Source organism: Kitasatospora sp. NBC_00240 (genome assembly GCF_026342405.1).
Lineage (GTDB): Bacteria > Actinomycetota > Actinomycetes > Streptomycetales > Streptomycetaceae > Kitasatospora.
The window spans coordinates 1,789,134-1,814,551 of the sequence record NZ_JAPEMU010000001.1; the positions used below are offsets into that span (position 1 = coordinate 1,789,134).

Here is a 25,418-nt window from a genome sequence, read left to right on the forward strand (position 1 = left end):
AGGAATGATCTTGAGCACTCCCCCGGTAGCCGACACCCCCCACCAGCTGCCCGAGTTCCCGCCCGGCACCAGCATCGCGCCCACCGCACGGCCGAGCACCGGCAAGAAGGTGAAGAAGGTCCTGGGCATCGTCCTGGTTGCCGTCGTCGCGTTCTTCGCCTTCGGCTACTACATCCAGGACGACCCGTCGATCGCCGAGGTGGGCAACTGCGTCCACAACAGCGGCAGCAGCGACAAGCCCAAGGTCGCCATCGTCGACTGCGGTGCGGCCGACGCCGACTTCAAGGTGCTGAAGGTGGTCCGCAACACCAGCGACACCAAGGCCTGCGAGAGCGTCGAGGAGGTCGAGGCCGCCTACCTGGAGGAGTCGTCCGACCCCTTCGTCCTCTGCCTGGGCAAGAACCACTGACCCACGGTCATCGAGTTCCACCGCGCGCCCGGGCCGGGACCTCACGGCCCGGGCACGCGACGACCGGCCCGGGCACGAGGACGCTTCGCCCAGTCGGCGAGCGGGCGGGCGAGCAGGCAAGCGGGCGGGCGGGCGGAGCGTACGGGAGCCCGGACGCCCCCGTCCGGCGCGCGACCGTGGCCGGACGGTTCACGCGAAACGGCGTCGCTGCACGGGGCCGGGCGCCGTCTGTGACAGCCTTTTCGATGATCGAGCTGGTGGGGGGACGAGCCCCCGTTCCGCACCCCGGCGTTCGTGATGACCCACCACCGGCGTCCGTCCTTCAGCCTCTCCGACACCACCTTCCACTTCGTCGACGGCGACCCGGCCACGACCCTCGAACAGGCACGCGAGGCCGCACAGGGCAAGGACGTCCGACTCGGCGGCGGAGTCACCACCGTCCGCCAGTTCCTCGACGCCGACCTCGTCGACACCATGCATGTGGCCGTCTCACCGGTGAAGCTCGGGTCCGGACTCCGGCTCTGGGCGACCCCCGACGAACTGCTCGACCGCTTCCACCTGGAGGTCGTCCCCAGCCCCAGCGGCGTGACGCACCGCCTGTTCCGGCGGAAGTGACCGATCCTCGGGGCAGCTCCGGCCGGCCGTCGCGCCTCCTCCCGGAGCTGCCCCGAGGCGGGGCCGCCGAGTCGACGAAAGGCCGGCATCGATCCGGTCGGACCTGCGAAACCCGGCCGTGCCGGAGACCGGACGATGCCCCCGGGTCCCTTCGGCCGACCTGGCAGCGTTCCAGGGCTGTTGCGACCGGGGTGCCGCCCGACGGATCAGGTCAGTTCGAACCGGTACCGAAGGCGTACAGCTCGTAGCGATCACCACCGTACGAGGCGTCGCGCGACTTCTGCAGCACGGTCGCGACCGGGCCGGCGCGGTGGAGCGGGCTGTCGACGGCGGTGCCCTTCCCGGAGGCGAAGGTGGCGTCCACCCGGGGCTCCACCTCGTCCAACCAGGCCTTGGCGGCCGCCGGCGCCGCCCCCGGGTGGCTCATGCTCGCGCAGTCGTGCAGGAAGTCCGCGCGACGGGGGGCCGCGGCCGTCACGAGGCAGGACACGGACATCAGGTCGCCGTCGAGGCTCCAGACCGCAGCTATCGCCGTTTTCGTCTCCCCGCTCTGCTTGACCCCCGACGTGTGCCAGACGGTCGGCCTACCGGGGAAGTCGATCTTCTGCCGGGCCTCCAGGGTGATGCCCCAGGTCACGGCCAGGTGGTCCAGGTACGACTCGCCGGTGTACCCGGGCTTGATCACCTGACTCCGGAAGTCCGGGACCTTGGTGGCGTCCACCGGTTCAGCGGGCCAGCTCGCCAGGCTCTGCGGGTCCGGGACCGCACCGGACGAGCCCGTCGAGGAGGGCGAAGGCGTCGCACCGGAGCCGGGCGACGTGCCCGCACCCGCCGGGGAGGGTGACTCCTCCCCTTCACCCGGACCGAGCTGGGCACCGGATCCGACGCCGGGCTTGTCCGCGTCCTTGGAGTGGGATGCCGAGCATCCGGTCAGGACGACGAGACTCGCGACGGCCGCGACGGCCGCGACCGTGCGCTTCAGGGTGTGGGCGGCACTCAAGAGGGCTCCTTCGAGGGGCTGAGCACATCGACGGGCGGCCCCAGGCCGCAGGAGCGGCCTGGGGCCGCCCCTGCGGCCTGGATGACAAGCGACCTGACTACTCGTCAATCCGTCCAGCACGGTGCGGTGGTGGATGCGGATGCAGCCGGAACGAAGGCTATGGCATCGAACGCCAAGTCTTCGTTACCGGTGTAGTTGGGTTCGGAGGTGTTGTCGGCCTGCACATTGCCGCCGGCCCACAGCTGCAGTGTGCCGAGTTCGACCCACTTGTTCGCCCCACCGCTCTTGGTGCCTTGGTTGACCCGGCACGAACGTGCGCCCTTGCCGGCGGAGTTGGTCCCGGGCTGCACTTTGTAACCGACGATGCCCTGCGCACCGTGGTCGGGCAGGTGCACGTAGATGTCGAATCGCTGCCCCGCCTGGCTCGATGCCGGCAGGTACTGCGGATCCGGCGTCCAGGTCGCGGTCACCTTGTGGAAGAGGTTGTTACTGGCGTTCGAGTACCCATGTGTGAACCAGAAGTGACCGTCGTAGCCTCCGCCGATCTGGTGGAGGTCGATCGGCGCGAGGTCCTCGGTCGCGCGCCAGGTGCCATCGCTACGGGTGTGGGTGAAGTTGTCACCGAACCGCAGGTTGAACTTCCCCTTGGGTGGCACGCGCGACTCGTTGCAACCGAAGACGTTGTCATTGGGGTTCGGCAGATCGTCGATGAGAATGGTCCCCAGCGTGCCCGGCACACTGTTGCACGGTGGCTGCGGGTACTTCCGCTGGAGCGGCGGCTCGGCGCTGCCGAGGGCGTACTTCAGATTCTCGGTCGACGCGGAGCTGTCGGTGTCGGTGAACCAGGACACCGAACCGTGCCACCAGCAGGAGCTGTTCTCCGCCGGGCAGGCGTCGGGCGTCTGGTTGGGCGTACAGGCGTTGGAACTGTTGCAGTACAGGGTGTAGTTGGTGCTCAGATTGAGCAAGGGACTGGGTATCGGAGTGATGGGGAAATTCGGCTTCGAGTACGAGGGTGTGGCGCTGTAAGTGAGCTGAGGTGTCTCCGCCCAGCCCATGACCTTCTCCTGGTAGGGCCAGTTCGCAGGGTGCGCCGCGTCGTCGTACGTCGCGCGCAGGAACGGCTGACGATTCGCCGGGTAGTGCGGGTTGGCCGGGTTGTTGAACCAACCGACGCCCGTGTGACCGCCGTTCGCCGCCTGGTCGGTGTACACGCCGCTGTTGTAGCCCCAGAGCGCCATGGACCAGTTCTCGATGTGGTTGGCACTGCCACTGTTGACGTTCATGCCCAGGGACTTGAGCTGGTTCCAGGTACGGCTGAGGATCTGTGCTCCGGCTGCGATGTTGGCCGCGTAATCGGTCGCGATGGCATAGGCCTCCGGAGCCGAAAAGATCTCATATCCGGTTTCGGACATCCCGGCGGTGACCTGGGCGATACCGTAGCCGCAGTCACCCGCGCCGTACTGCGGGTAGGCATGGATGCTGCCACCGTTGCCGAAGTAGTCGCCGAGCGTCGGGTTTCCGGCGTCGCCGGGGACCGCGTGCCAGGACGCCTGCTTGAGATTGGATTCCTGCGCCACGATACCGAGCATCACCTGAGCAGGGATCGTGCCGCCGCCGCTCAACGGGACCGCGGGGAAGAGTCCCTGGGGGGTGTGGGCCGGCTCACCGGTCGCCAGGAAATTGTCCGGGCGGGATACGGTGAGATTGCCGTGCACGGCGTTGTCGACCGCCCACTCGACCATGTTGGTGCTCGGCTGCAAGGCCTGCGCGTGCACGTCGTTGCGCTTGACCAGACAGTTCGAGAAATGCGAGTTGCTGCTCGGCTCCTCGACGGCCACCCCGACGCCCGCCAGGACGTCGCTCTCCTTGTTGCCGTCGATCAGCCGCTCCTCGTCCGCGGCCTCGGAACTCGCCGCCGTGGCTGCCGCCGTCACCACCTCCGCACTGCCGGACGAACCGCTGGCGGTGGCCAGCGCGGACACCTGGATGTGGCCGGCACCGTCGACGTCCGTCATCGGACCGACCTTGGAAACGACTCCCTTGAGCTGCTCGGAGACCACCGACGTGGTCAGCAGGTGCCCGAAGCGGGAGGCCGCGACCGGCTTGACCGAGACTTCCGCCTTGCCCAGGCCAGGTGCGCCGCTGACGTCGATGTCCTTCACATCGCCCGCGATCAGGTCACCGTCCGCCTGCGGAAACAGACCAACCGATCCCAGCGGCGCGGTTCCGAGCTCGGTGAGGCTCTTCCCCGTCCAGCGGTGGACGGCGTCCTTACCGTCCACCACCATCGCCAGGTCGACGGCGCTGTCCTTCGAGGGAACCAGGGCGAACAACCGTCCTGGCAGTGCCGCGAGGGCGGTGGCCTGTCCGTCGGCGGAGAGTTCGACAAGCTGCCCGTTCAGAACGCCCAGGTCCTTGCCGTCGGACGTCGGCAGGGGATTGGTGAACTGCCCCCGCACGGTGCTGGTCCTGAGCACCTTGCCGGTGGCTGCGGCCACGTCGTACACCTGTGTGTCGCCACGACCGTCGTCGCCGACATCGCTCCGGGTGAAGACCACGGTGTCGGTACTCCCACACCCAGGAGAGAAGTACGCGAGCTCCACTCCTGTGATGGCCTTCGTCACCTTGCCGGTGGCCAGGTCCACCACTGCGGCGAAGGCGTCCTTCTGCATCATCGCCGGCTTGTTCGCCGCCAAGGACGGAGCGTAGACCGCCGCCGCGTACCGTCCGGTACCGGTCGTGCAGACATAGCCGGTCCACAGGCCGATGTCGCCGAGGATGTCCTCCTTGAGTACCGCGACTTCCTTGTAACTGAACGCCGAGGACTCGTCCGCGCGAAGAATGTGGAAGCCCGCCGTGTCGCCGGACCCGATCACCGAGACGTCGGTGGCCTTTCGCCAGCTCCGGCCGAGTTGGTCATCCGGCTGGGCGAAGAGCTGACCGTTTCCCTTCTGCGCGGTGGCCGCGCTGCCCGTGGGCTGATCCGCGACGGCGAACCCGGCCTCCGGTAACAGACCGGCGGCCAGCACGGCGCAGGTCACCCACGCGATCCTGGCCGACCATCGGACGGTCGACTTTCGATTCCTCATGACGAATCCGCCTCCTGCGCGCCTGCTGTTCAATGCCATCGGGTGCACTGTCCGCTGCCGCCCTGCCTGTTGTCCTCGGGGCTCGGGTCAAAGCTGCTGCTGACATTGGTGTAGCAGGCCTTGACGGAGTACATCGAACTGACCATCGGGCTGGCGGCCCCGACATTCGTAGAATTGATCTCGCCCGTATTCCGCATGGCCTCCGTACCCCCGAGCTGCGGCACGTAGACGACCCCGCCATATCTCGAGTTCAGGCCCGCGGAGGGATCGATCTGAATTTTCGTCCAGTACGAGCTGCACAGTGCGGAGTGCAGCAGCTTCATGTTGATCATGGTCGAGAAGACGACCTCCTCGATGACCACCGCATCCGAGACGCATTCCGTCCCCACCGGCGACTGACCGTCACACTCGGACTGCCAGCAGGATATGGGGTCCGCCGAGGCGGGAACCGCGGCCGCGACGAGGCCGCCCGCGGCGAGCAGAGTTGCGCACAGCAGTGAGACGCCGGCCCTCAACCGGGCCTTGCCCCGCCCTGTCCGAGATCCCTTCATTGCTACCGGATCGTCCACAAATAAATCCTCCTTCGGTATTCGAGTTCGATGGCGGAACCACCGCAAGGAGAAAGAGAACAGCGGATGCAGCGATGCGACTGCGGCTGTGCCCCGACGGAGAGAAGTCGCGCCGCCCAACACGCGAAGACCCACCTGCTTCACCCCCCAGATGGATTCCCTACGGACGACGCAGATTGTCATCACGGGTCGGCAGCTCATGTCAAGGGAGCACTCCGACGGACACCGGCCACAGGGCCCGGGCGGGTCATTGCCCAGCTTGTCCGGCTTTGTTTACAAATTAACACCCTGGGCGAGTAGGCAGGGCTTCCAAGATCACGGAGTTCCATGCATCACATGATCTGGACACATTCCCGAGGCCCGACGCACGCGGGGGCAGGAACCGCCGAAATGGGTGGCCGCCGTGAACACCCGCGCTTCTCCCGCGTGCGCCCGACGATCCCCTCGAGCGTCGCCGGCGGATCCGGAGGCCGGAAAGACTCCCACCGCGCATGCCTGCGCGACCCCGAACCCGTCCGTCGACCGGCCCAAACGTGGCTCGCCACTGCTCGATGGCGGCAACGAGCCTGGCAACAGAGCAACTTGACGCGAGACCACCGAAGAAGCGATCAGACCCGCGGCCACCCTCGCATCAGCACCGGCCTCCGAGGCAGCGCCCACGACGCACCCGCAGTGTTCACGCTCCGTGGAACCGCCGTAGCCGTATGCGGACACATCGACCCCTGTCCGCACTTGGCAGGCATGCGCGCATGTATGGCGACCTTTTAGTTCATAGTCCAATTAACCCGAGGGGAATTATACCAAAACTTTACCAATAGCAATCGGATATGCCCGATTTGACTCGGCCTCAGACTGATTCAATGAGTGCGCAATCGATCTGACGTTCATGCAGCAGGCACCACGAATACCAAGGCCCTCCAGAGCCCGCTGGGGGCAGGTTCAATCTCGTGACCCGAGCAGGCAGCAACCGTCCGGGGTCTTCGGCTCGCGCCGAGCCCAGCGGTCGAAACCCGCCGGCCCTGGCCACCTCGAGTGAAGTATTCAGCGCACCGCAGAAACACATACGGTGCGCTCCGTTATCCTCCACACAGTTCGGCCATCTCAATTCGAAGCGCGCCACCGACCAGCAAAGGAACAGCAATGGGAATAAAATCCAGGAGCACCGGATTCATCCGCCCGACTGCAGTCGTCGCCGTCTTGATGGCCCCATTTGCATTCGCTGCCCCGGCAAGAGCGGACACGGCCGACAGCTGGGTTTCTGACAACTGCGCGGTGGCGAACAACCCCGACTGCCGCAGCGGAGTGAACGTGCTGTGGGTCAACTACAACTCCGTCGATGCGAACGGGTACACCGACAGCGCCTCGGCTCATTTCCTGGGGAAGGTCTCGGACTATGCGGGGATGATCGCCGTCAACGGATCCCTGTACACGACGTACCATTACATCTTCTCGAATGGCGGTAACGGTAGCGGCCAGGCCGTGAAGAACAATGCCGCATCAGTACTGGCCTGTTCCTCCGCAGCAAATTATCGAGTCTACTTCAACTCCAACTACGGCGGCCATTCCCAGTACATATCCGGCGACTGGGGATGCAACAACGGCGTGAACCTGGACTCGACCCTCCACAACAACAACGCTTCCCAGGCCTGGGGATGACGGACCGAGCACGGGTGGGATCAGAGGAATTCTGAGCGAGAGAGCGCCGCTGTCCCCGCCCGCGGCCGCGCGGGACCAACCGGCCAAGGGGGTAGCGCCACCACCGGCCGCCTACGGGGAGAATCACCCGCAGCACCGGACCGTCAACGCGGTACTTGGGCGCCTCACGCACGACCGCCTGGCACGACTCGGGTTCTCCTACGCTCCTCCGCATTCGGGCGGGAGTCCCGCGAGCTCTTTACGGCGATGCCGTCATGGGCCGCCACTACGGCATGACGGACCGGAACTTCGCGGTGAAGTTCGACCTGGGCCACGGCGCCGGAGCTCGTCCCCGAAGTGGGCAGCACCGACGTCTCGATCAGCAGGGAGCCGCCCTCGTACTCCCCTCCTACTGCCGCCGCTCACCGGCCACCAACGATCGATCCTTGCCAGGGCAGGAGCTGGGGCGCCCGCTCCACAGTCCGGACGAGATGGCGAACCCCCCGTCAGCGTCCGCCGTCGCCGCAGACACCGGACGTGATCGCGCTCCGGCCGGAGCAGGGCATGTCTGCCTGCTCCGGCCGAGCTTCACATGGATGACGAAATGTCAGCCCCAGTGCTGGGAGGCGTTGTTGTTCCGGAGGGTGGAGTCCAGGTTGACTCCGTCGTCGCAGCCCCAGTCCCCCGAGATGTACTGGGAGTGACCCTGGTACGAGGGGCTGTAGTAGACGCGGTAGTTGGCGGCGGAGGAACAGGCGAGCACCGAAGCCGCGTTGTTGCGGACACCCTGGCCGCTGCCGGCACCGTCGCCCGAGAATACGTAGTGGTAGTTGGTGATGATGCCGTCGGAGGCACGGGTCGCACCGCTGTAGCTGGAGACGTTGCCCAGGAAGGAGGCGCTCGCGCTGTAGCTGCTGATCGGGCTGTAATGCACGATCAGCACGTTCGTCCCGGTCCAGCAGTCCGAACTGGCCATGGTGTCACAGTTGTTGCTGACGTAGCTGTCAGCCGTGGTCGCGTGGGCCTGCGTCGCCGTGGCGAGCGAGGCGAGCAGGGCCACGGCGAACGTCATGACTCGGACAGGAGCTGTGCGGAAGTACTTCGCGTTCATCGTTCCTCCGAACGGATTCGAGCAGATCGAGAGTGTGAGGTTGCTCCGGCGACGTCCTTGTCGCCGGTGGCGGTCGAGCGTCCGCCGTAGTTCTCGCTCGGAGTGATCGGAGTCCGCCGGCGCCTGAGCGGTTTCCGATCGAGCGAGCCGGATGCCCTGGTGGCACGGCATCGCAGGCCTTCGGCACAACGACATGCGCGTGCCGTCGCGGCTCGTACTCGACGAACCGGGCCTGCGCTCCGGTGAAGCCGGCACGTACGGCGATCGTCCGACGGAGTGAAGTCTGGCCTCGGCCACCAACGGGGGGCCAACGAGCTGCCAACCGGCCCGGCGGACCGGACCCGCGGCGGGAGACGGGCCTCCGCCGTCGGCCCGGGTGTCAACGGCCCACCTCGGAGCACGACGGTCCGTATTCCCGAACTGCCTCTTCGAAACAGCTTCCTGGCACACCGTCCGCCAGGGCGACCCGCCACCGCAAGGGTGTCGGTCCTCCCAGGTCACACCCGCTTCGCCTGACCTGCCGCCGGCGGGGACGGACGCCGATCCCGGGCGCCCCCGTCCCCGGTGCAGGCCGCGTGCGAATGCCCGGCCACCGCGCCGGCTCCGAGCGAACGCGCCGGGCCCGAGGTCGCTCGGAGCACAGGACCTTTCCTGGCGTCGGAGCGGTCCGGTGGCCGTGTTCACGGCGTGTGCGTTGGTGAGGCGTTGGTGATCAGTTGGTGATCCGCCCCAGGATCCGACACATGGCGTCCTGTCGCTGGGAGACGGCGCCGCCCGACCCACCGGCTACGGGGAACGCCACCAGCCACCAAGTACCAGCCACCAGCCACCAGCCACCACGTTGAGGAGAAGTCGCGTATGTGCGCCAGCAGAGGAGTGACACGCCGCCGGTGCGGAGGCGCGGGACGCCGGTCGTGAGCACTTTCCCCTCGGCGACCTCACGAGAAAGCACTTCACACATGACCGCTATGTCAACCCAGTCGGGTCGCTCGTTCCGGGCGGCACCAGCTGCTCTGGTTCTCACCGTCTGCGCGCTGCTGGGACTGAGTTCCTGTTCGCCGTCCGCCACGGACACCGGCGGCCGGGCCGCCCCGGCGACGTCCAAGGGTTCGGGCGCCGCGAATCCGGCAGGGGGTCCGCCCGCCACGCCGCAAGGTGGCCTGGCGAAGGGACTGGCACTGCCCATGGCCGCCTACATGGAGAACTACGCGCAGCGCAGGACCATCAGTACGGCAGTCGGCAGCCTCACCCACGACTGCATGGCGCGCTTCGGGTTCTCCTACTCCCCTCCGTCCTCGGAGGGGAGTCCGTCGAGCATCTACGACGACACCAACATGGCCCGCCGGTACGGGATCACCGACCGCGAGCTGGCCGCGAAGTTCGGCTACGGCCTCGGGGACGACTCCTACACGCCTCCCGCAGGACCGCGGATGACCGATGCGGAGATCGCGGTCTTCAGCGGTCACGTCGCCCTGAAGCCCGGTGCGGCCCCCGCGGCACCCACCTACAACGGCATTCCCGTCCCCAAGGAGGGCTGCCGCCGGGAAAGCCTGGACAAGGTCGGCGGGATGCTGGACACCACCCTGCCCGGCCGGCTGGACAGCCAGAGTCTGGACGCCTCACAGGCCGACCCGGCGGTGCAGGAGGCGCTGCACCAGTGGTCCCTGTGCATGGCAGGACGGGGCTACACCGTCGACGTGCCCTACAACGCGGACAAGCTCGCGCCCGGCGGCAGCGCCCAGGGGCCGTCGTCGGCCCAACTGACGGTCGCTCTCGCCGACATCGACTGCAAGGAGAAGACCGACCTGGTCGGAGTCTGGTTCCGGGCCGAGACCCAGGTGCAGAACCAGCTCATCGAGCAGAACCAGCTGGCGCTCAACGAAGTCCGCGAGCGCGTCTCCGCCGCCGTCAAAGCAGCTAGTTCAGTGACCGGTTGACACCGACATTTCGGCCTCCCTCTTCCCTGGGCAGGTCACGGACCCGAATCGAGCGAACGAAGGACATGGACCTCACCGCCGTACCGTCGGAGGAAGCACCACCGGTCGCAGGACGCCGGATCACCCGCCGCAGACGAGCCGTACTGGCCGCCGCGGTGGGCGCAGCCCTGGTGTCCGTCGGGGCGGTCGCGGGTTCCTCCTTCGTACAGTCCCCCGCACAGGCGGCGGCCGACACCCGGCCGCCGAAGGCGAGCGTGATCACCGCTGCGGTGGCCTCCCAGGTCTTGCGGAGCACCGTGGTCCTGCGTGGCACCTTCTCCGACGGGAAGAAGGTGTCCATCACGCCGACCTCGGTGGCTGCCACGGACGACAATCCGGGCGGGGCCGGCGCGGTCCTCACCCGGGTGATGGTCAGGACCGGCGACGAGGTCACGGCCGGTGTGCCCCTCGTGGAGTACTCGGGGCGCCCGGTGTTCGCCCTCGAAGGGGTGCTGCCGACCTACCGGGACCTGACGCCCGGGGAGAGCGGCGCCGACGTCGCTCAGCTGCAGAACGCGCTGAAGAAGCTCGGACATGACGTCGGAACGGACGAGCCCGGAAGGTTCGGGCCGGGTACCAAACGGGCTCTCAAGGCGCTCTACACGGCGATGGGATATCCCACACCCGTCACCGGAGCGACCACAGCGGCAGCGGTCAAGTCGGCGCGGCAGGAGGTCGACCGGGCTCGGGCCGCACTGCGGGAAGGCCAGCAGCCCGCTACCGCGGCCACCGGGGGTGCCTCCGCTCCTGCCGCTCCCCCGGCCGGCGGAGCCGATCCGTCGACGGGCGCCCGCCCGGGGGGCGGCGGCTCGGACCTCACAGGCCTGCGCCAAGGACTGGCCCGGGCGGAGGACGCGTTGGAGCAGGCGGAGCGCGTCGACGGCCCGATGCTGCCCGCCTCGGAATGCCTCTTCCTGCCGTCGTTCCCGGCCAGGGTGTCGGCATTGCCCCTCGAGGTCGGGGACAGCGTGAAGGGCCCGGTCCTGTCGGTGGCACAGGGTGAGATGCTGCTGACGGGGTCGCTGGACCCTGCCCAGGCCTCGTTGGTCAAGCCGGGAATGCCGGTCCAGGTCCTCTCCGAGAGTCAGGGCCGCCAGGCCGACGGGACCATCGCGTCGGTGGGCACCCTGGTCGCGCCCGGCGACACGAAACAGGCCAAGGACGGACAGCCGACCGGACAACCGGCGCCCGCGGCCAACGGCGGCGCCGCCTACGTTCCGCTGGCCATCAGCCCGCAGTCCCCGTGGGACCGGCTCTGGGCCGGTCAGGACGTGCGGATCACCATCACCTCGGCGACCACGACCGGACCTGTCCTGGTCGTTCCCGTTGCGGCGGTCTTCGCCGGCGCCGACACCCGCACCAACGTCACCACCGTCTCCCAGGACGGCACCCAGCGGCCGGTCAACGTCACGGTCGGGCCCTCCGCGGACGGCCTGGTCCAGGTCACACCCCTGGCGGACGGCGAACTCGCGGCCGGCGACCGGGTGGTGATCGGGCAGTGACGCTGCTGCCCAGCACGGACGACGAGGCACCCGTGGCGCCGTCCGCCGTGGTCATCGAGCTCTCCGGGGTAGCCAGGGCGTTCCCGGGCAGCCCGCCGGTGCAGGCACTGCATTCCACCGACCTCACGGTGAGACAGGGCGACTACCTGGCGATCACCGGGCCCTCCGGGTCCGGGAAGTCCACGCTCCTGAACCTCCTGGGCATGCTGGACCGGCCCACCTCGGGCAGCTACCGGTTCTGCGGCTCGGACGTCCAGGAGCTGGACGAGGCCGGGCGGACCGCGCTGCGCGGCCGACGGATCGGCTTCGTGTTCCAGGCCTTCCATCTCATCGCGCACCGAACGGCCAGCGAGAACGTCGCCCTCGCCCAGCTGTACATCCCCGGCACCCGCCGTGACCGCCGAGCCGCCGCCGAGGCGGTTCTGCGCCGGGTCGGTCTGGGCCACCGGCTCGACGCGCTGCCCGGGACCCTCTCCGGCGGCGAACGTCAGCGCGTCGCCGTCGCACGCGCCTTGCTCAACGCTCCCGATCTGCTGCTGTGCGACGAACCCACCGGCAACCTCGACTCGGCCACCGCGGAGACGGTCCTCGACCTGATCGACGGGCTGCACCGCGACGGGGTCACCGTCGTCGTCATCACTCACGACCCCACGGTCGCCGCACGCGCCACCCGAAGGATCACCATCCGCGACGGCCGACTCCGGCCGCGGCACGAGACAGCGGGGAGTCAGAGCGCGTGAAGCCCACCACAGCCCTGCGAGGTCTCCTCGTGCGATCGCGGGCACGGCGGGAGCGCCGCTCCGCACTTACCCGCCTGAGTTTTCGCGACCTCGTCGCGGAGGCGGTGGCCGGCCTCGTCCAAAGGCCGGCGAGATCCGTCCTCACCATGCTCGGAACCGTGCTCGGCGTGGGCGTCTTCGTCGCCGTCCTGGCCCTGACCACGACCGTCACCCATCAGATCGGCAAGTCCTTCGACGTCCTGCGGGCCACCACGGTGACCGTCACCGACGGGACTCCCGCCGCTCCGAAGAACGCCGCTCCGTCGACGGAGGTGGCCCGTACGGGGTTCCCCGCCGACACCGACGCCCGCCTGCGCGCCCTCGACGGCGTCGTCGACGGCGGTCTCTGGTGGGCAGTCCCGCTGCGCGGTCCGGTCATCGCCACGAAACCCCTGGCGGCGTCTCCCGCGACCGGACGGCAGGGCGCCGGAGTCGGCCTCTACGCGGCCACACCCGGGACGCTCGCCGCGATGGAGCCGACGCTGGCCAGCGGTGTGCTGTTCAACTCGTTCCACCAGGAGCGCGGCGAACACGTCTGCGTCCTCGGCTCGGCGGCCGCCCGGGCCCTGGGCATCACGCGGGTCGACAACCAGCCCGCCGTGTTCGTCAACAACACCGCCTACACGGTCGTGGGGATCATCTCCGACACCCGGCGGCTGCCGGAGTCCCTGCTCGGCGTGATCATCCCGGCCAGCACCGCGCTGACCGCGTACGGCGCCCCCGTCGATCGGCCCGCGCAGTCCGTCATCCATGTGCGCCTGGGCGCGGCCACACTCATCGCCCAGCAGGCCCCTGTCGCCCTGCGTCCCGATCAGCCCCGCCTGCTCAACGCCGAAGCCCCGCCGGATCCGCACTCGTTGCGCGACCGGGTCAGCACCGACCTGTCCGGCCTCTTCCTGCTGCTGGCCGCCATCTGCCTGGGCGTGGGCGCCCTCGGAATCGCCAACACCACGCTGGTCGCCGTCCTCGAACGCACCGCGGAGATCGGACTGCGCAGATCGCTCGGTGCCCGACCGCGCCACATCGGGATCCAGTTCCTGGCCGAATCCACCGCGCTGGGCACGCTCGGCGGTCTGGTCGGCACCAGCCTGGGCCTGGTGACCGTACTCGCCATCGCCGTCGCCGAACACTGGAGCGCCGTCATCGAACCGGCCACCGTCCTGCCCGCGCCCTTCATCGGCGGTCTCGTCGGCCTCGTCGCCGGCTTCTACCCGGCCCTGCGCGCGGCCCGGATCGAGCCCCTCGAAGCGCTGCGCCGCTGACCCTGTTCCGGTCGGCCCCCGTCCCCGGCGCAAGCGGCGTCGACCCACGGGCCGGCCGGAACAACTCCTGCCTGCGGTGCCGGCAGAGCCCCTCGGACCCGACGGGTCGACCCGGCACCGTCAACCCCTAGCGTCGGCCGGTTCCGGCCGACAGTTGAGAGAGCTGATGTATCGACACCCACGACCGGCCCTGGGCATACCAGGGACGGCACTACTGACCATGGCCCTGGTGGCCGGGGGGCTCTCCGCGGTGAGTCCACCGGCGCGGGCCGACTCGCCCAAGGCGCCGTCGGCGACCTCGGCCGCCGAGAGCAATCTCGGCCCCGCCCAGGACGTCCTGCTGAACGGCTGGGGTGACGACGCGGGTTACCACCTGGACGTCGCCACCGGCGCCGGCGGCTACCACTGGAACGAGATCGCGCTCCTGCGTCCCGGGAGCATCGAGGATGCCTCGTGGACCGGGTACCAGTGCGTCTCCGGCGACGGCAAGTTCGCTGCCGTCGCGGTACTTCCGGCCGGCGCGGTCAACCTGGCCGAGGCACGTGACCACGGGGCCTTCGCCTACTCGGTGGACCTCACCGCCGGCACCGTGAAGCCGGTGGCGAGCGGTGTGGCCCTGAAGTACCACTCCCCCGGCTGCGGTGTCGCACGGACGGCGGAGTTCACCGTCAACCCCGGTTCGGACCAGCGCACGACCCAGGTCCTGACGGTCGATCTGCCGTCCGGCACGATCAAGGAATCCGGCACGGTGGCCGGCCAGGTCACCTCCGTCGTGCCGACGCCGGACGGCCCGGTCGGCGCGCAGGGCGCCGCCCTGGTGAAGATCCCGCCGTCGTCCCCGGACGCCAAGCCCGTCGAACCCGTCACGCTGGCCCAGGTGGACGGCCTCGCCTACGACCTGCGCCCCACCGCCGACGGTGCGGTGGCCTTCGCCGTCCAGAAGGACGGCAAGTCGACGTCCTCCCTGATGCGCGCCAAGGACGGCAAGGTCTCCGCCCTGGGTGAGGGGCCGACTGCGACCCTGCGGCTGATGCAGGGTCGGGCCGGACAGCCCGTCGCCCTGGGCGCCACCAAGCTGGACGCCAAGTCGGGCCTGCGCAACGTCTCCACCGGCAAGCTGCCGCTCGGCACGGCGGAGGTCTCCCTGGACGGCGGCGCCGTGCTCGGAGCAGGTCCGCAGACGACCGCCTCCGCACCGCTGGTGGTCAGCACCGCGAAGGACACCCTGCTCAAGCGGGACGCCCCCGGTGCTTCCGCACCGGTGTCCAGTTCCCTGCCCGCGGCGGCTCCGGCCGCCGCCGGCGAGCCCGCCCCGCCCGCCGCCGGCGCCAAGAGCGCGCAAGCCGCTCCGGACGCGAAGGCACCGGAGGGTGCCGCGGCGCTCGCGGCGCCGATGGCCACGGCCGCTGCCGCGACCCCCAAGTGCGCGGTGGACCGCCTCGCGGAGAACCGTCAGGTGATGCAGCCCGGCACCGCGCAGGTGTCCTGGGCCGTCGAGATGGCCGAGCAGGGCCTGTTGACCGGCTCCACCTACACCCGCCCGGCCGGCTTCGCGAACCTGGGCCTGGCCGCCTACGCGCCCAACAGCGACTTCGCGCGGGTACCGCTCAAGCACCCGGCCGGTGACTCCTTCGACTCCGTACCCCGCTCGCTGTACCAGGCGATCGTGGCGCAGGAGAGCAACTACAGCCAGGCGTCCTGGCACGCCCTGCCCGGCATCTCCGGCGGCGCACTGGTCGGCGACTACTACGGCGCCGGCGGCTCCATCAGCCACATGGACTACAGCAAGGGCGACTGCGGCTACGGCCTCGGCCAGATCACCAGCGGCATGTCCAAGGGTGACACCAGCTACTCGGTCAACGGTCAGACCAAGATCGGCGTGGACTACCAGGAGAACGTCGCCGCCGGCCTCGTGATCCTGGAGAAGACCTGGAACCAGCTCTACGACGCCGGGATCACCGTCAACGGCGGCAACCCGCGCTACCTGGAGAACTGGTACCTGGCCGCCTGGGCCTACAACTCCGGCATCCAGCCCACCGCCGCCTTCGGCAACACCACCGGCTGCGTCCCCGGCCCCACCTGCACCAGCAGCGAGGGCAACTGGGGCCTCGGCTGGGCCAACAACCCCCGCAACCCGGACTACCCGCCGACCCGCGCGCCCTACCTGAAGACCTCCTACGCGGACGCCTCGCACCCCGCCAGCTGGCCCTACCAGGAGCGGATCATGGGCTGGATCGGCCAGCCGATCCTGCGCTTCAACCAGCCGGGGTACGCCAAGCCGGACTACCACGGCGGCAAGACCTGGCTGCAGATCCCCGCTGTCACCTCCTTCTGCACCGCCGACAACCACTGCGACCCCACCGGCGCCACCAACGCCAAGTACTGCACCCTCACCAGCCTCCAGTGCTGGTGGCACCAGGCGGTCACCACCATCCCGGACTGCGCGACGACCTGCGCCACCAGCTCCTACAGCGTCGGAGCCGGGTCCACCGAACCGGCCGTGGTCAAGCCGCATCCGCACCCGCCGACCTGCTCACTGGACTCGGCCAAGGTGGGGAACGCCGGCTACGGCGCACCGATCATCGTCGACGAGGCGCAGACCCAGCCACCGCTGAACCTGGTGGGCTGCGGGTCACCCCCGAACTGGTCCCAGGGCGGCAGCTTCTCCTACGCCTACGGCACCAACGCCGCCGGTGACCCGATCGGGGCCATCGACACCCACCAGCTGGGTGCCGGATTCGGCGGCCACATCCTGTTCACCCACACCGAGGACGGCTCCAACCCGGATCTGATCAACACCGGCACCTGGACCCCGAACCTCCCCAAACTCCAGTACTACAAGATCAAACTGCACCTGCCGTCCACCGCGGCGACCGCCACCAACGTCGTCTACACGATCAACCCCGGCGGCGGGGTCGCACCGTGGAAGATCCGGGTGAACCAGAACTGGGGCACCGAGGAATGGGTCACCATCGGCACCTTCGCCATGCAGAACGGCGGCAACGTCAAACTCACCAACAAGAGTGAGGTGTCCGGCGCCGGCAACATCAACTACGCCGACTACGACGTCGCCTACGACGCCGTGGCATTCATCCCCATGGGCGGCACCCCCGGTCAGCCGATCGGCGGCCCGCCGGGCGTCAAGGACGCTCCCAAGGGGAGCAACCCCTCCTTCATCCAGTGCGGTTGCGCCCGCCGGACCGCCGGCGACCCTGTCGACACCAGCACGGGATACTTCGGCGACCAGTTCACCGACCTCACCACTCCCGGCCGCGGCACGCCGCTCAACTTCACCCGGAGCTATGCGTCCGCCCTCGCGGACCCAAGTGGCCCCAACGGTTCCCTCGCCGTGGACGGCCCGTTCGGCTGGGGCTGGACATACTCCTACAACCTCAGTGCCAGCACCGACGGTGCCACCGGCAACGTGACGGTCAAACAGGAGGACGGCTCGGAGGTCACCTTCGTCAACACGGCGGGCGTCTACGCGCCGTCCGCCCCGCGCTACAACGCCACGCTCACCAAGAGCGGCAGCACATACACGTTCACCCGGAAGTCGAAGGAGATCTTCACCTTCGACGCGGGCAACGGCCGCCTCCTCGCCGAGACCGATCTGTCCGGCAGCAAGGCGAGCCCGGCCTATGCCACCACGATGGGCTACGACGGCAACGGTCACCTGCACACCGTCACCGACCCCGGTGGGCGGGCGTACACCCTCACCTGGACCGGCAGCCACATCACCGGCCTCTCAGACGGGGCCGGTCGTCAGATCACCTACGGCTACGACGCGGACGGGAACCTGACCGACGTCTACGGGGTCGGGACGACCCGCACGCCGACGCTCAAGGACGACGACCACTTCCAGTACGGCTACACCGCCAACCATCTCGTCAACTCGATGCGGTGGCCCGCTCAGTTCGGATCCACCGCCACGCCCACGCCGGTCGTCGCGATGACGTACGACAGCGCCGGACGGGTACTCGTCCAGACCGACCAGCTGGGTCATGCAACGACGTTCACCTACGGTCCCGACAGCGGTGGCAACCTGGTCGCAGGCCAGACCCTGGTGACCGATCCCGCGGGCCACAAGACCCTCTACACCTACCAGAACGGTCTTCTGCAGTCCGAGACCAAGGGGTACGGCAGCGCGGACGCCGGCACCACCAGCTATGCCTACGACCCCGTGAGCCTCGGCGTGACGGCCGCCACCGACCCGAACGGCAACCTTCAGACATTCACCTACGACGACCGCGGAAACCTGACCTCCGCCAGCGACGCCCGCGGCTTCACCACCGTCAAGTCCTACGACAGCAAGGACAACCTCCGCCTGATCATCGACCCGGCCGGCCTGCAGAGCACCTTCAACTATGACGAAGCCGGTCACATCGCAACTGCGGGCGGCACCAACAGCGCGGACGACGGCCATGGGCTGCTCACGAGCACCGTCCAGCAACCGGTCGACCAATCGCTGCCCGCCCGCACCACCAACACCTACTACGACGACGCCGCTCACCCGGGTGACGTGACACGACTCGTCGACGCCCGTGGAAACGTGGCACGGAAGTCCTACGACACCACGGGTGCCGTGACCAGCGCGACGGACGAGACGGGCAAGGTCACTCGCTACGGTTACGACAGCACCCGTGGTCTGCTCACCTCCGAGGTCTCACCGGTCGGCACGGCCGCGGGCACTCTGCCCGGATGCACCCCGCCCGCCAAGGGCTGCACCACCTACGCCTACGACATCCGGGGAAACCGCACCACGGCGACCGATCCGATGGGCAAGGCCACCAGCAGCACCTTCGACGCCAACAGCCGCAGGATCACCGGCACCGACGCCAACGGCCTGGTGACCCACTACGACTACGACGACGCGGGACACCAGACAGCGGTCACGCGCCCGGACAGCACCAAGACCAAGACCGTCTACAACCCGGACGGGACGGTCCAGCAGACCGTCGACGGCGCACAGGTGGTCACCAGTTACGAGTACGACGCTCAGGCCCGGCAGACCAAGCGCACCGATCCGGCCGGCCGCGCCAGTCTGACCACCTACGACCCGGCCGGCCTGCGCAGGACGGCCACCGACCCGAGCGGCCGGGTGACGACCTTCACCTACGGTCCGAGCGGGCAGCCCAGCGCGGTGGCGTACTCCGACACGGGCACGCCCGGCGTGACCGACATCGAGTACGACGCCGCGGGACGCCAGGTCCTGATGACGGACGGCACCGGTACGAGCCGTCGCGCGTACAACGCCTTCGGGCAGCTCACCTCGCAGGCGGACGGAGCCGGAAGCACGGTTGGCTACGGATACGACGAGAACGGCAACCAGACCGCGCTCACCTACCCCGGAACCGCCCAGACGGTAACCCGTACTTTCGACAAGGCGAACCGGCTCAGCACAGTGAAGGACTGGAACTCCAAGTCCACCACGTTCGGTTACGACGACGACGGCCACTGGCTCTCGACCGTGTTCCCCAACGGAACCACGGCGACCACGTCCCTCAACGACGCGGCTCAGCCGCTCAGTGACTCGCTGACCAAAAGCGGTGTGACCGTGGCCTCGGTCGCCTACACCCGCGACGACGGCGGCCGCGTCAGCGGTGAGACGCCGGCCAGCCTGCCGGGCAGTCCGCAGACCTACCAGTACACGCCCCTGAGCCAGCTCAAGTCGGCCACCACCGGCGCGACGACGACCGGGTACACCTACGACCAGGCGGACAACCCGCTGCAGGTCGGCGCTGTCACGCAGACCTTCGACACCGCCAACCAGCTCTGCTGGGGGACATCCGCCACCGCGCCAGGCGGTCCCGCCTGCGCCGCACCGCCGGCCGGAGCAACCACGTACACCTACGACCCCCAGGGCAACCGGACCAAGTCCGACAACGGGACGGCAGCGACGAACTACTCCTACGACCAGGCCAACCGGCTGAGCAGCCTCAGCACGGGAGCGACAACCGCCGCTTTCACCTACAACGGCAGCGGACTGCGGACCCGGAAGACCGTCGGAACGACCACGACCGACTACGTCTGGGACTCCTCCGAGATCGCCAACCTCCTGTCGGACGGGAGCACCAGCTACCTCTACGGGCCGGAGGGGGCGCCGATCGAACAGATCACCGGCTCCACGACCCAGTGGTACTTCCATGACCAGCTCGGCTCCACCCGCGCCCTCACCGACGCGACCGGAAACGTGTGCGCTACCTACGCCTACACTCCCCATGGCGTGGTGAGCGCCCACACCGGGGCAACGGCCGCACTCCAGTACGCCGGACAGTACACGGACCCGGAGAGCTCCCTCGTCTACCTTCGAGCGCGCTATTACGACCCGGCGACCGCGCAGTTCCTCACCGTCGACCCCGCCGTCCAGCAGACGCTCAGCGCTTACGGCTACGGCGCCGGTGATCCCCTCAACCAGACCGACCCGTCCGGCCTGTTCGGCTGGGGCAACATCACCAAGTTCGTCCATGACCACACCGATGTCATCTCACAGATCAACTCCGTGGCCACGGCCGTGACCGCGGTGGCCGGGACCGTCGCGGTGGGATGTGCCGTCCTCGGGCTGCTGCCCTGCGCCGGTGTCGCCGGCGTGATCTCGCGAGTCGGACTGGCTGTCACAACGATCACGGAGGTAGCCCTCGTCATCGACAAATGCACCTACGGCAGCGGCTGGGACTGCGGCAAGGAGGCTGCCTACCTGACCGCGGATGTCGCCACAGCCGGCGGCTTCCCCGCCGTCATGAACGGGCTGCGGGGGGCGAAGCCCGTCGCGGTCGAAGGATCCCTGGCCGCCTGGAAGAAGATCTGCGGCGGATGACGCTCAGCTCCCGGGTCCTCCCGGGCCCGGGAGCTGAGCAGGACGCCCCGACCGGCGCACTGACCGGCGAAAGAGGTCAGCTGTAGGATCCCCGGAAACGGTCGGCTCGGTGCGGCGGAGCCCCCGCGTGGAGGCTCCGCCGCAACCAGGGGGATCGGCCCAAATGAACCAGCTACCAATGGATTTGATATGAATGCCCGAACCCGTTGAGGCCAGCCGGACGATCACGGTCCGGCCAGGCCTCCTTCCGCTGCTCATCGCGTCGCTGACCGGACTGCTCATCTCCCTGCCGAAAGCACTGCTGGAGAGTGGAGCGCTCACAACCTTCTGCTACGCACTGGCCGTCGCGGTCAGCGCGGGCATCCCACTGCTGGCACTGATGCTGCGGATCACCGTCGCGCCCGCTGTGGTCACTGTCCGCAAGGGTTTCGGGCAGGTCTCGATCCCGGTCTCCCGGCTGGCGAGCGTCTGTGCCGAAGCCCCCCGGGCCAAAGGTGCATCCATATTGGTTCTGAAGGACGATGGGGGCACCGAGTGGCGGGTGCCTCTGCTCGCTGTGCGCCCGGGGCGCCGCCGGTTGCTCGTCAACACCCTGGAAAGGGTCGCAGCTCCCGGAGTCGTCCGCCGGGACGGTCCCATGAACGACCTGCTCGGTGCAGCGAGCAACTGACCCGTCGAGCTCCGGCTCAGCGTGCCCGGCCCCGTGGCTTCAGGGCCCCGGCCGGCAGCGGTGGAGCGGCCAGCCGGGCACCGTCGTAGCCGTGCACCTCGCCGAAGCGGGGGCCGGACATCCAGTCCTCGCGGGCCTGCCTGATGTCCTCGTCGGACCGTCCGATGAAGTTCCACCACATCACGATCTCCTCCTCGAACGGTTCGCCGCCCAGAAGCAGGATCGCGCTGTCCGTCCGCGCCAGCAGGGGGAGTTCGGTGCGGCCGCAGCCGAGGTAGAGGATGGAGCCGGGCTCGACCCGGACGCCGTCCACGTCGACGCTGCCGGTCATCGCCAGGACGGCGTACTCGAAGTCGCGCTCCAGCGGCAGGCGCAGTTCGGCGCCCTCGGTGAGGGCGAGGTCGGCGCCGACCAGGGGGGTGTGGGCGGTGCCGGGGGAGGTGGCGCCGTCCAGGGTGCCCATGATGACGGTGCTGCGCAGGCCCGCGGCGGTGACCTTCGGCAGCTCGCTGTGGTGCTCGAAGGCGGGGGCGGTGTGGCGGTCGCTGTCCGGCAGGGCGACCCAGAGCTGGGCGCCGTGCAGCAGGCGGGCGTGCTCGTGCGGGGACTCCTCGGAGTGCGAGATCGCCCGGCCGGAGGTCATCAGGCCCAGTTCGTACGGGCGGACGGTCTGCAGGCTGCCGAGGCTGTCGCGGTGCAGCACCTCGCCCTCGTGCAGCCAGCTGACGGTCTGCAGGCCCATGTGCGGGTGCGGGGGCACCTGCATGCCGGGTTCGTCGGCGATGTCGTCGGGGCCGTAGTGGTCGACGAAGCACCAGGCGCCGACCATCCGCCGTCCGAGGTTGGGCAGCAGCCGGCGCACCTCGGTGCTCCCGCCGAGCCTGACCTGACGTCCGGTCAGCAGCTCCTTGACCGGCCCGGTGCTGGCTTCGCCGCCGCAGCGGGTCGCGGAGGGTTTGAGGTCGAGATTGCTCATGTCGGTTCCACCCGTAGGGGTCGGGGCCGGCTCGCACCGGAGTTCCGTACGATCATCCGTCAGGCGGCGTGGATCACGAAGCACCGGGCCGGACGGCGGGGCCGGCCCCGAGAAGTCATCACCGGTGACCAGGTCAGGTGGGCTGTCCCGCCAGGGCGCGGCCGAGGAAGGACATGGCGTCCGGCAGCACCCGCCGCCAGAACCCCCCGCTGTGCTCGCCGGGCGGGAAGTGCGCCCGGGTGGCGTGCGGGGCCAGCCGGCGGGCCGCGTCGCAGAACGGGTCCTCGGTACCGCACCAGACGCCGAGCGGGCTGCCGAGCGGCTGGTCGAGGTGCAGCAGCGGCTCGTACTCGCGCCACTCGGCCTCGTCGCGGAAGACCTCGACGGCCTTGGCGTCCGGCCAGGTGCGGAACACGGCGGGGCTGAGCGCGGCGACCGGGCCGAAGCCCTTGCCCCGGTTTCGGGCGTAGTTGAGGGCCCCGAAGCCGCCCATCGAGATGCCCATCGCGCCGCCGGGCGGGCGCAGGCCCTGTTCGGCGAGCCAGCCCGGAAGCTCGTCCAGCAGCATCCGCTGCGGGTCGTCCCCGGTGGTGGTTCGGCGCCAGTAGCTGGCGTTGCCGCCGTCCACGGCGACGACGGCGAACGGCGGGACGCCGGCCGCCACCGCCGCCGAGAGGAACTCCGGCACCCCGGTCTCCACCATCGTCCGCGCGGTGGCGCCGCGCCCGTGCAGGGCGAGGCAGACCGGCAGATCGGCCGCCCGGTGCACACCGGGCGGGGTCATCGTGATCAGCCGTACGGTGGTGCCGCGCGCCGCCGAGCGCCGGTCCTCGGTGTGCAGCGGGCCGGCGGTGGCCGCCGGCAGGACGCCGTCGGGGCCGGTCAGGCCGAGGGCCCGGCGCAGCCGTGCGCCGCCGGGCAGGACGTCCTCGGCCATCGCCACTCCGGTGCCGGCCGCCGCCACGGCCAGGGCGCCGGCCCCGGCGGCGGCCCGTAGCAGCATGCGCCGGCTCGGCCGGCCGGTCCGCTCCCCCGCGGTGCCCGCATCGTCCTCGACCGTCTCCCCGCGACCCACAGCGCTCTCCCCCTTCGACGGTGAGTCACCAAGGCTAGGAGGGTGCTGGTCCGGGGTCGGTGCCACCCCGGTCACAGGTGATCGACAACTCCGGCACCGCGGCCTGCGGGCCCGGCCGCCAGGACCGGGCCCGCAGGCGGGGCCGTCAGTGGCGGCAGGCCCAGGAGGCGCCGGCCGTCGCCCGCTCCGCCTGGGCGCGCAGGGCCCGGACGGCCTCGGCCGGGTCCTCGGCGCCGTAGACGGCCGAGCCGGCCACGAAGACGTCGGCGCCGGCCTCGGCGCAGCGCTCGATGGTGTTGACCGCGACGCCGCCGTCGACCTGGAGCCAGAGGTCCAGGTCGTACTTGGCGATCAGCTCCCGGGTGCGGCGGATCTTGGGCAGCATGATGTCGAGGAAGGCCTGACCGCCGAAGCCGGGCTCGACGGTCATGATCAGCACCATGTCGAGTTCGGGCAGCAGGTCCTCGTAGGGCTCGATCGGGGTGCCGGGCTTGAGGGCCATCGACGCGCGGGCGCCCTTGGCGCGGATCTCCCGGGCCAGGCGGACGGGCGCGGCGGCGGCCTCGACGTGGAAGGTCACCGAGCCGGCGCCCGCCTCGACGTACTGCGGGGCCCAGCGGTCCGGGTCCTCGATCATCAGGTGCAGGTCGAGCGGGGTGTCGGTGGCACGCGCGAGGGACTCGACCACCGGGACGCCCAGCGTGAGGTTGGGCACGAAGTGGTTGTCCATCACATCGACGTGCAGCCAGTCCGCGCCCCGGACGGCCTCGGCCTCCTCGGCCAGGCGCGCGAAGTCGGCCGACAGGATGCTGGGGTTGATCTGCGCCATTTCCGATGCCTTCACAGCTGGACCAGGGTGCCGGGAGCGGGCACCTCGGCCACATCATCCCCCGGTCGGGCGGGCGGTGGCACACGGCGATACGCCCCCGTGACCCGCATCACACCGTATGCGCGCTATCGTGACGGCCGCCGTGGTCCCGTCCCCGTCCCTCCGAGGAAGGTTGCAGATGGCCGAGTTGGTCCATCCCGCCCGCGCGTTGTGGTGGCTCTTCGAGCCGGTGCACGCCGTCACCTACTTCTCCCCCGAGGGGAGGGCCGCCTACGAGGCGGCCGGGCTGCGCGGCGGCTGGCGCGGCTACTTCGCCGGACGGGCGGCGCCGTTGGGCGCGGTGGACGCTCCACCGGTGATCGCCGCCTTCTTCAACTTCGCTCCGAGCATGGTGGAGCGGGCCCTGCCCGACGTGTGGACCAGGGCCACCCCGGAGGCCGCGCTGGAGGCCCGGGCGGCGGGCGCCGCCGCGGCGCTGGGGCGGCTGCTGGAGCACGTCGAGCCGGGCCGGATCGAGCGGGTGGTGACCCAGTTGGAGCGGGCCGCCGCCGGGCTGGACTGCGCGGGGCGGGTGCTGGCCTCGGCCAACGCGGCGCTGCCCCGGCCCGAGGGCCTGCTGGCACGGCTCTGGCAGGCCGCCACGGTCATGCGCGAGCACCGCGGGGACGGGCACGTGGCGGCCCTGGTCGCCGCCGGGCTGGACGGGTGCGAGGCCCTGGTGGTCCGATGTTCGCTGGACGTCCAGCGGGACGAGCTGCAGCCCTACCGCGGCTGGACGGACGAGGAGTGGGACGCGGCCACCGAGCGGCTGGTCGAGCGCGGCTGGCTGACCGCGCGGGGCACCGTCACGGAGTGCGGCCGGATCCGCCACCAGGCTCTGGAGGCCGCCACCGACCTCGCGGCGGCCCGGGTCTGGGAGGGCTACCCGCGCGCCCAGCTGGACCGGCTGGCCGCCGACCTCAAGCCCATCTCGGCGCTGTGCCGCACGGACCTGCCGCCGATCAACCCGATCGGGCTGCCCGCCGGCGCGGGCTGATCACCGCTCGTCGGCCGGGGCGGCACCGGGCCGGGCCCGGGCGGGTGCCGCTGGTCGGGCCCGGGAAG

The 25,418-nt window shown here is 69.7% G+C and carries 16 protein-coding genes and 1 pseudogene; 10 read left to right on the plus strand and 7 right to left on the minus strand.

Annotation, left to right across the window (positions count from 1 at the left end):
• Positions 1-10 precede the first annotated feature (10 nt).
• Both OG689_RS07445 and OG689_RS07450 read left to right on the plus strand, forming a co-directional pair.
• Positions 11-409, plus strand: a complete 399-nt coding sequence (locus OG689_RS07445) for a hypothetical protein (protein WP_266318796.1) — start codon at positions 11-13, stop codon at positions 407-409.
• Between the two features lie 255 nt (positions 410-664).
• Positions 665-1,024: pseudogene (locus OG689_RS07450) on the plus strand (dihydrofolate reductase family protein); the annotation flags it as partial.
• A 211-nt stretch (positions 1,025-1,235) separates the two neighbouring features.
• On the opposite strand, the gene OG689_RS07455 reads toward OG689_RS07450, so the two are convergent.
• From OG689_RS07455 to OG689_RS07465, 3 genes are all read right to left on the minus strand, one after another.
• Positions 1,236-2,024: a hypothetical protein gene (locus OG689_RS07455; RefSeq protein WP_266318798.1), complete on the minus strand. Its 789-nt coding sequence runs from the start codon at positions 2,022-2,024 to the stop codon at positions 1,236-1,238.
• Positions 2,025-2,128: 104 nt separating this feature from the next.
• Positions 2,129-5,068, minus strand: coding sequence for a hypothetical protein (locus OG689_RS07460; protein ID WP_266318800.1), 2,940 nt, complete (start codon positions 5,066-5,068; stop codon positions 2,129-2,131).
• 77 nt (positions 5,069-5,145) lie between these two features.
• Positions 5,146-5,685, minus strand: a complete 540-nt coding sequence (locus OG689_RS07465) for a DUF2690 domain-containing protein (protein ID WP_266318802.1) — start codon at positions 5,683-5,685, stop codon at positions 5,146-5,148.
• Positions 5,686-6,825: 1,140 nt separating this feature from the next.
• Between OG689_RS07465 and OG689_RS07470 the strand changes: the two genes are divergently transcribed.
• A complete protein-coding gene (locus OG689_RS07470) occupies positions 6,826-7,341 on the plus strand; it encodes a hypothetical protein (protein WP_266318803.1) in 516 nt (171 codons plus the stop codon).
• Positions 7,342-7,927: 586 nt separating this feature from the next.
• Here the strand turns inward: OG689_RS07470 and OG689_RS07475 are convergent.
• Entirely contained in the window at positions 7,928-8,392 is a 465-nt protein-coding gene (locus OG689_RS07475) for a hypothetical protein (RefSeq protein ID WP_266318804.1), read from the minus strand.
• 1,223 nt (positions 8,393-9,615) lie between these two features.
• Here OG689_RS07475 and OG689_RS07480 point away from each other — a divergent pair.
• From OG689_RS07480 to OG689_RS07505, 6 genes are all read left to right on the plus strand, one after another.
• A complete protein-coding gene (locus OG689_RS07480) occupies positions 9,616-10,368 on the plus strand; it encodes a hypothetical protein (RefSeq protein ID WP_266318805.1) in 753 nt (250 codons plus the stop codon).
• A 65-nt stretch (positions 10,369-10,433) separates the two neighbouring features.
• Complete coding sequence (locus OG689_RS07485; RefSeq protein WP_266318807.1) at positions 10,434-11,909, plus strand: peptidoglycan-binding domain-containing protein; 1,476 nt, start codon at positions 10,434-10,436, stop codon at positions 11,907-11,909.
• Positions 11,906-12,649 (plus strand): ABC transporter ATP-binding protein, encoded by a 744-nt coding sequence (locus OG689_RS07490; RefSeq protein WP_266318809.1) that lies wholly within the window; start codon positions 11,906-11,908, stop codon positions 12,647-12,649. The genes OG689_RS07485 and OG689_RS07490 overlap by 4 nt, the downstream gene beginning before the upstream one ends.
• Before the next feature lie 146 nt (positions 12,650-12,795).
• Positions 12,796-13,950 (plus strand): ABC transporter permease, encoded by a 1,155-nt coding sequence (locus tag OG689_RS07495; protein ID WP_266318810.1) that lies wholly within the window; start codon positions 12,796-12,798, stop codon positions 13,948-13,950.
• A gap of 220 nt (positions 13,951-14,170) precedes the next feature.
• Positions 14,171-20,764, plus strand: a complete 6,594-nt coding sequence (locus tag OG689_RS07500) for an RHS repeat-associated core domain-containing protein (RefSeq protein ID WP_266318811.1) — start codon at positions 14,171-14,173, stop codon at positions 20,762-20,764.
• Between the two features lie 193 nt (positions 20,765-20,957).
• Entirely contained in the window at positions 20,958-21,434 is a 477-nt protein-coding gene (locus tag OG689_RS07505; protein WP_266318813.1) for a hypothetical protein, read from the plus strand.
• Positions 21,435-21,450: 16 nt separating this feature from the next.
• Here OG689_RS07505 and OG689_RS07510 read toward each other — a convergent pair whose 3' ends face one another.
• The 3 genes from OG689_RS07510 to rpe form a co-directional block, all read right to left on the minus strand.
• The gene (locus OG689_RS07510) at positions 21,451-22,410 is read right to left on the minus strand and encodes a pirin family protein (RefSeq protein ID WP_266318814.1); all 960 of its coding nucleotides are present in this window, start codon (positions 22,408-22,410) and stop codon (positions 21,451-21,453) included.
• Positions 22,411-22,543: 133 nt separating this feature from the next.
• Positions 22,544-23,485: an alpha/beta hydrolase-fold protein gene (locus tag OG689_RS07515; protein ID WP_266318816.1), complete on the minus strand. Its 942-nt coding sequence runs from the start codon at positions 23,483-23,485 to the stop codon at positions 22,544-22,546.
• A gap of 145 nt (positions 23,486-23,630) precedes the next feature.
• Positions 23,631-24,314 (minus strand): ribulose-phosphate 3-epimerase, encoded by a 684-nt coding sequence (rpe, locus tag OG689_RS07520; protein WP_266318818.1) that lies wholly within the window; start codon positions 24,312-24,314, stop codon positions 23,631-23,633.
• Positions 24,315-24,492: 178 nt separating this feature from the next.
• Here rpe and OG689_RS07525 point away from each other — a divergent pair, with 178 nt between their 5' ends.
• Positions 24,493-25,350, plus strand: coding sequence for a hypothetical protein (locus tag OG689_RS07525; RefSeq protein ID WP_266318819.1), 858 nt, complete (start codon positions 24,493-24,495; stop codon positions 25,348-25,350).
• The last annotated feature ends 68 nt before the right edge of the window (positions 25,351-25,418 follow it).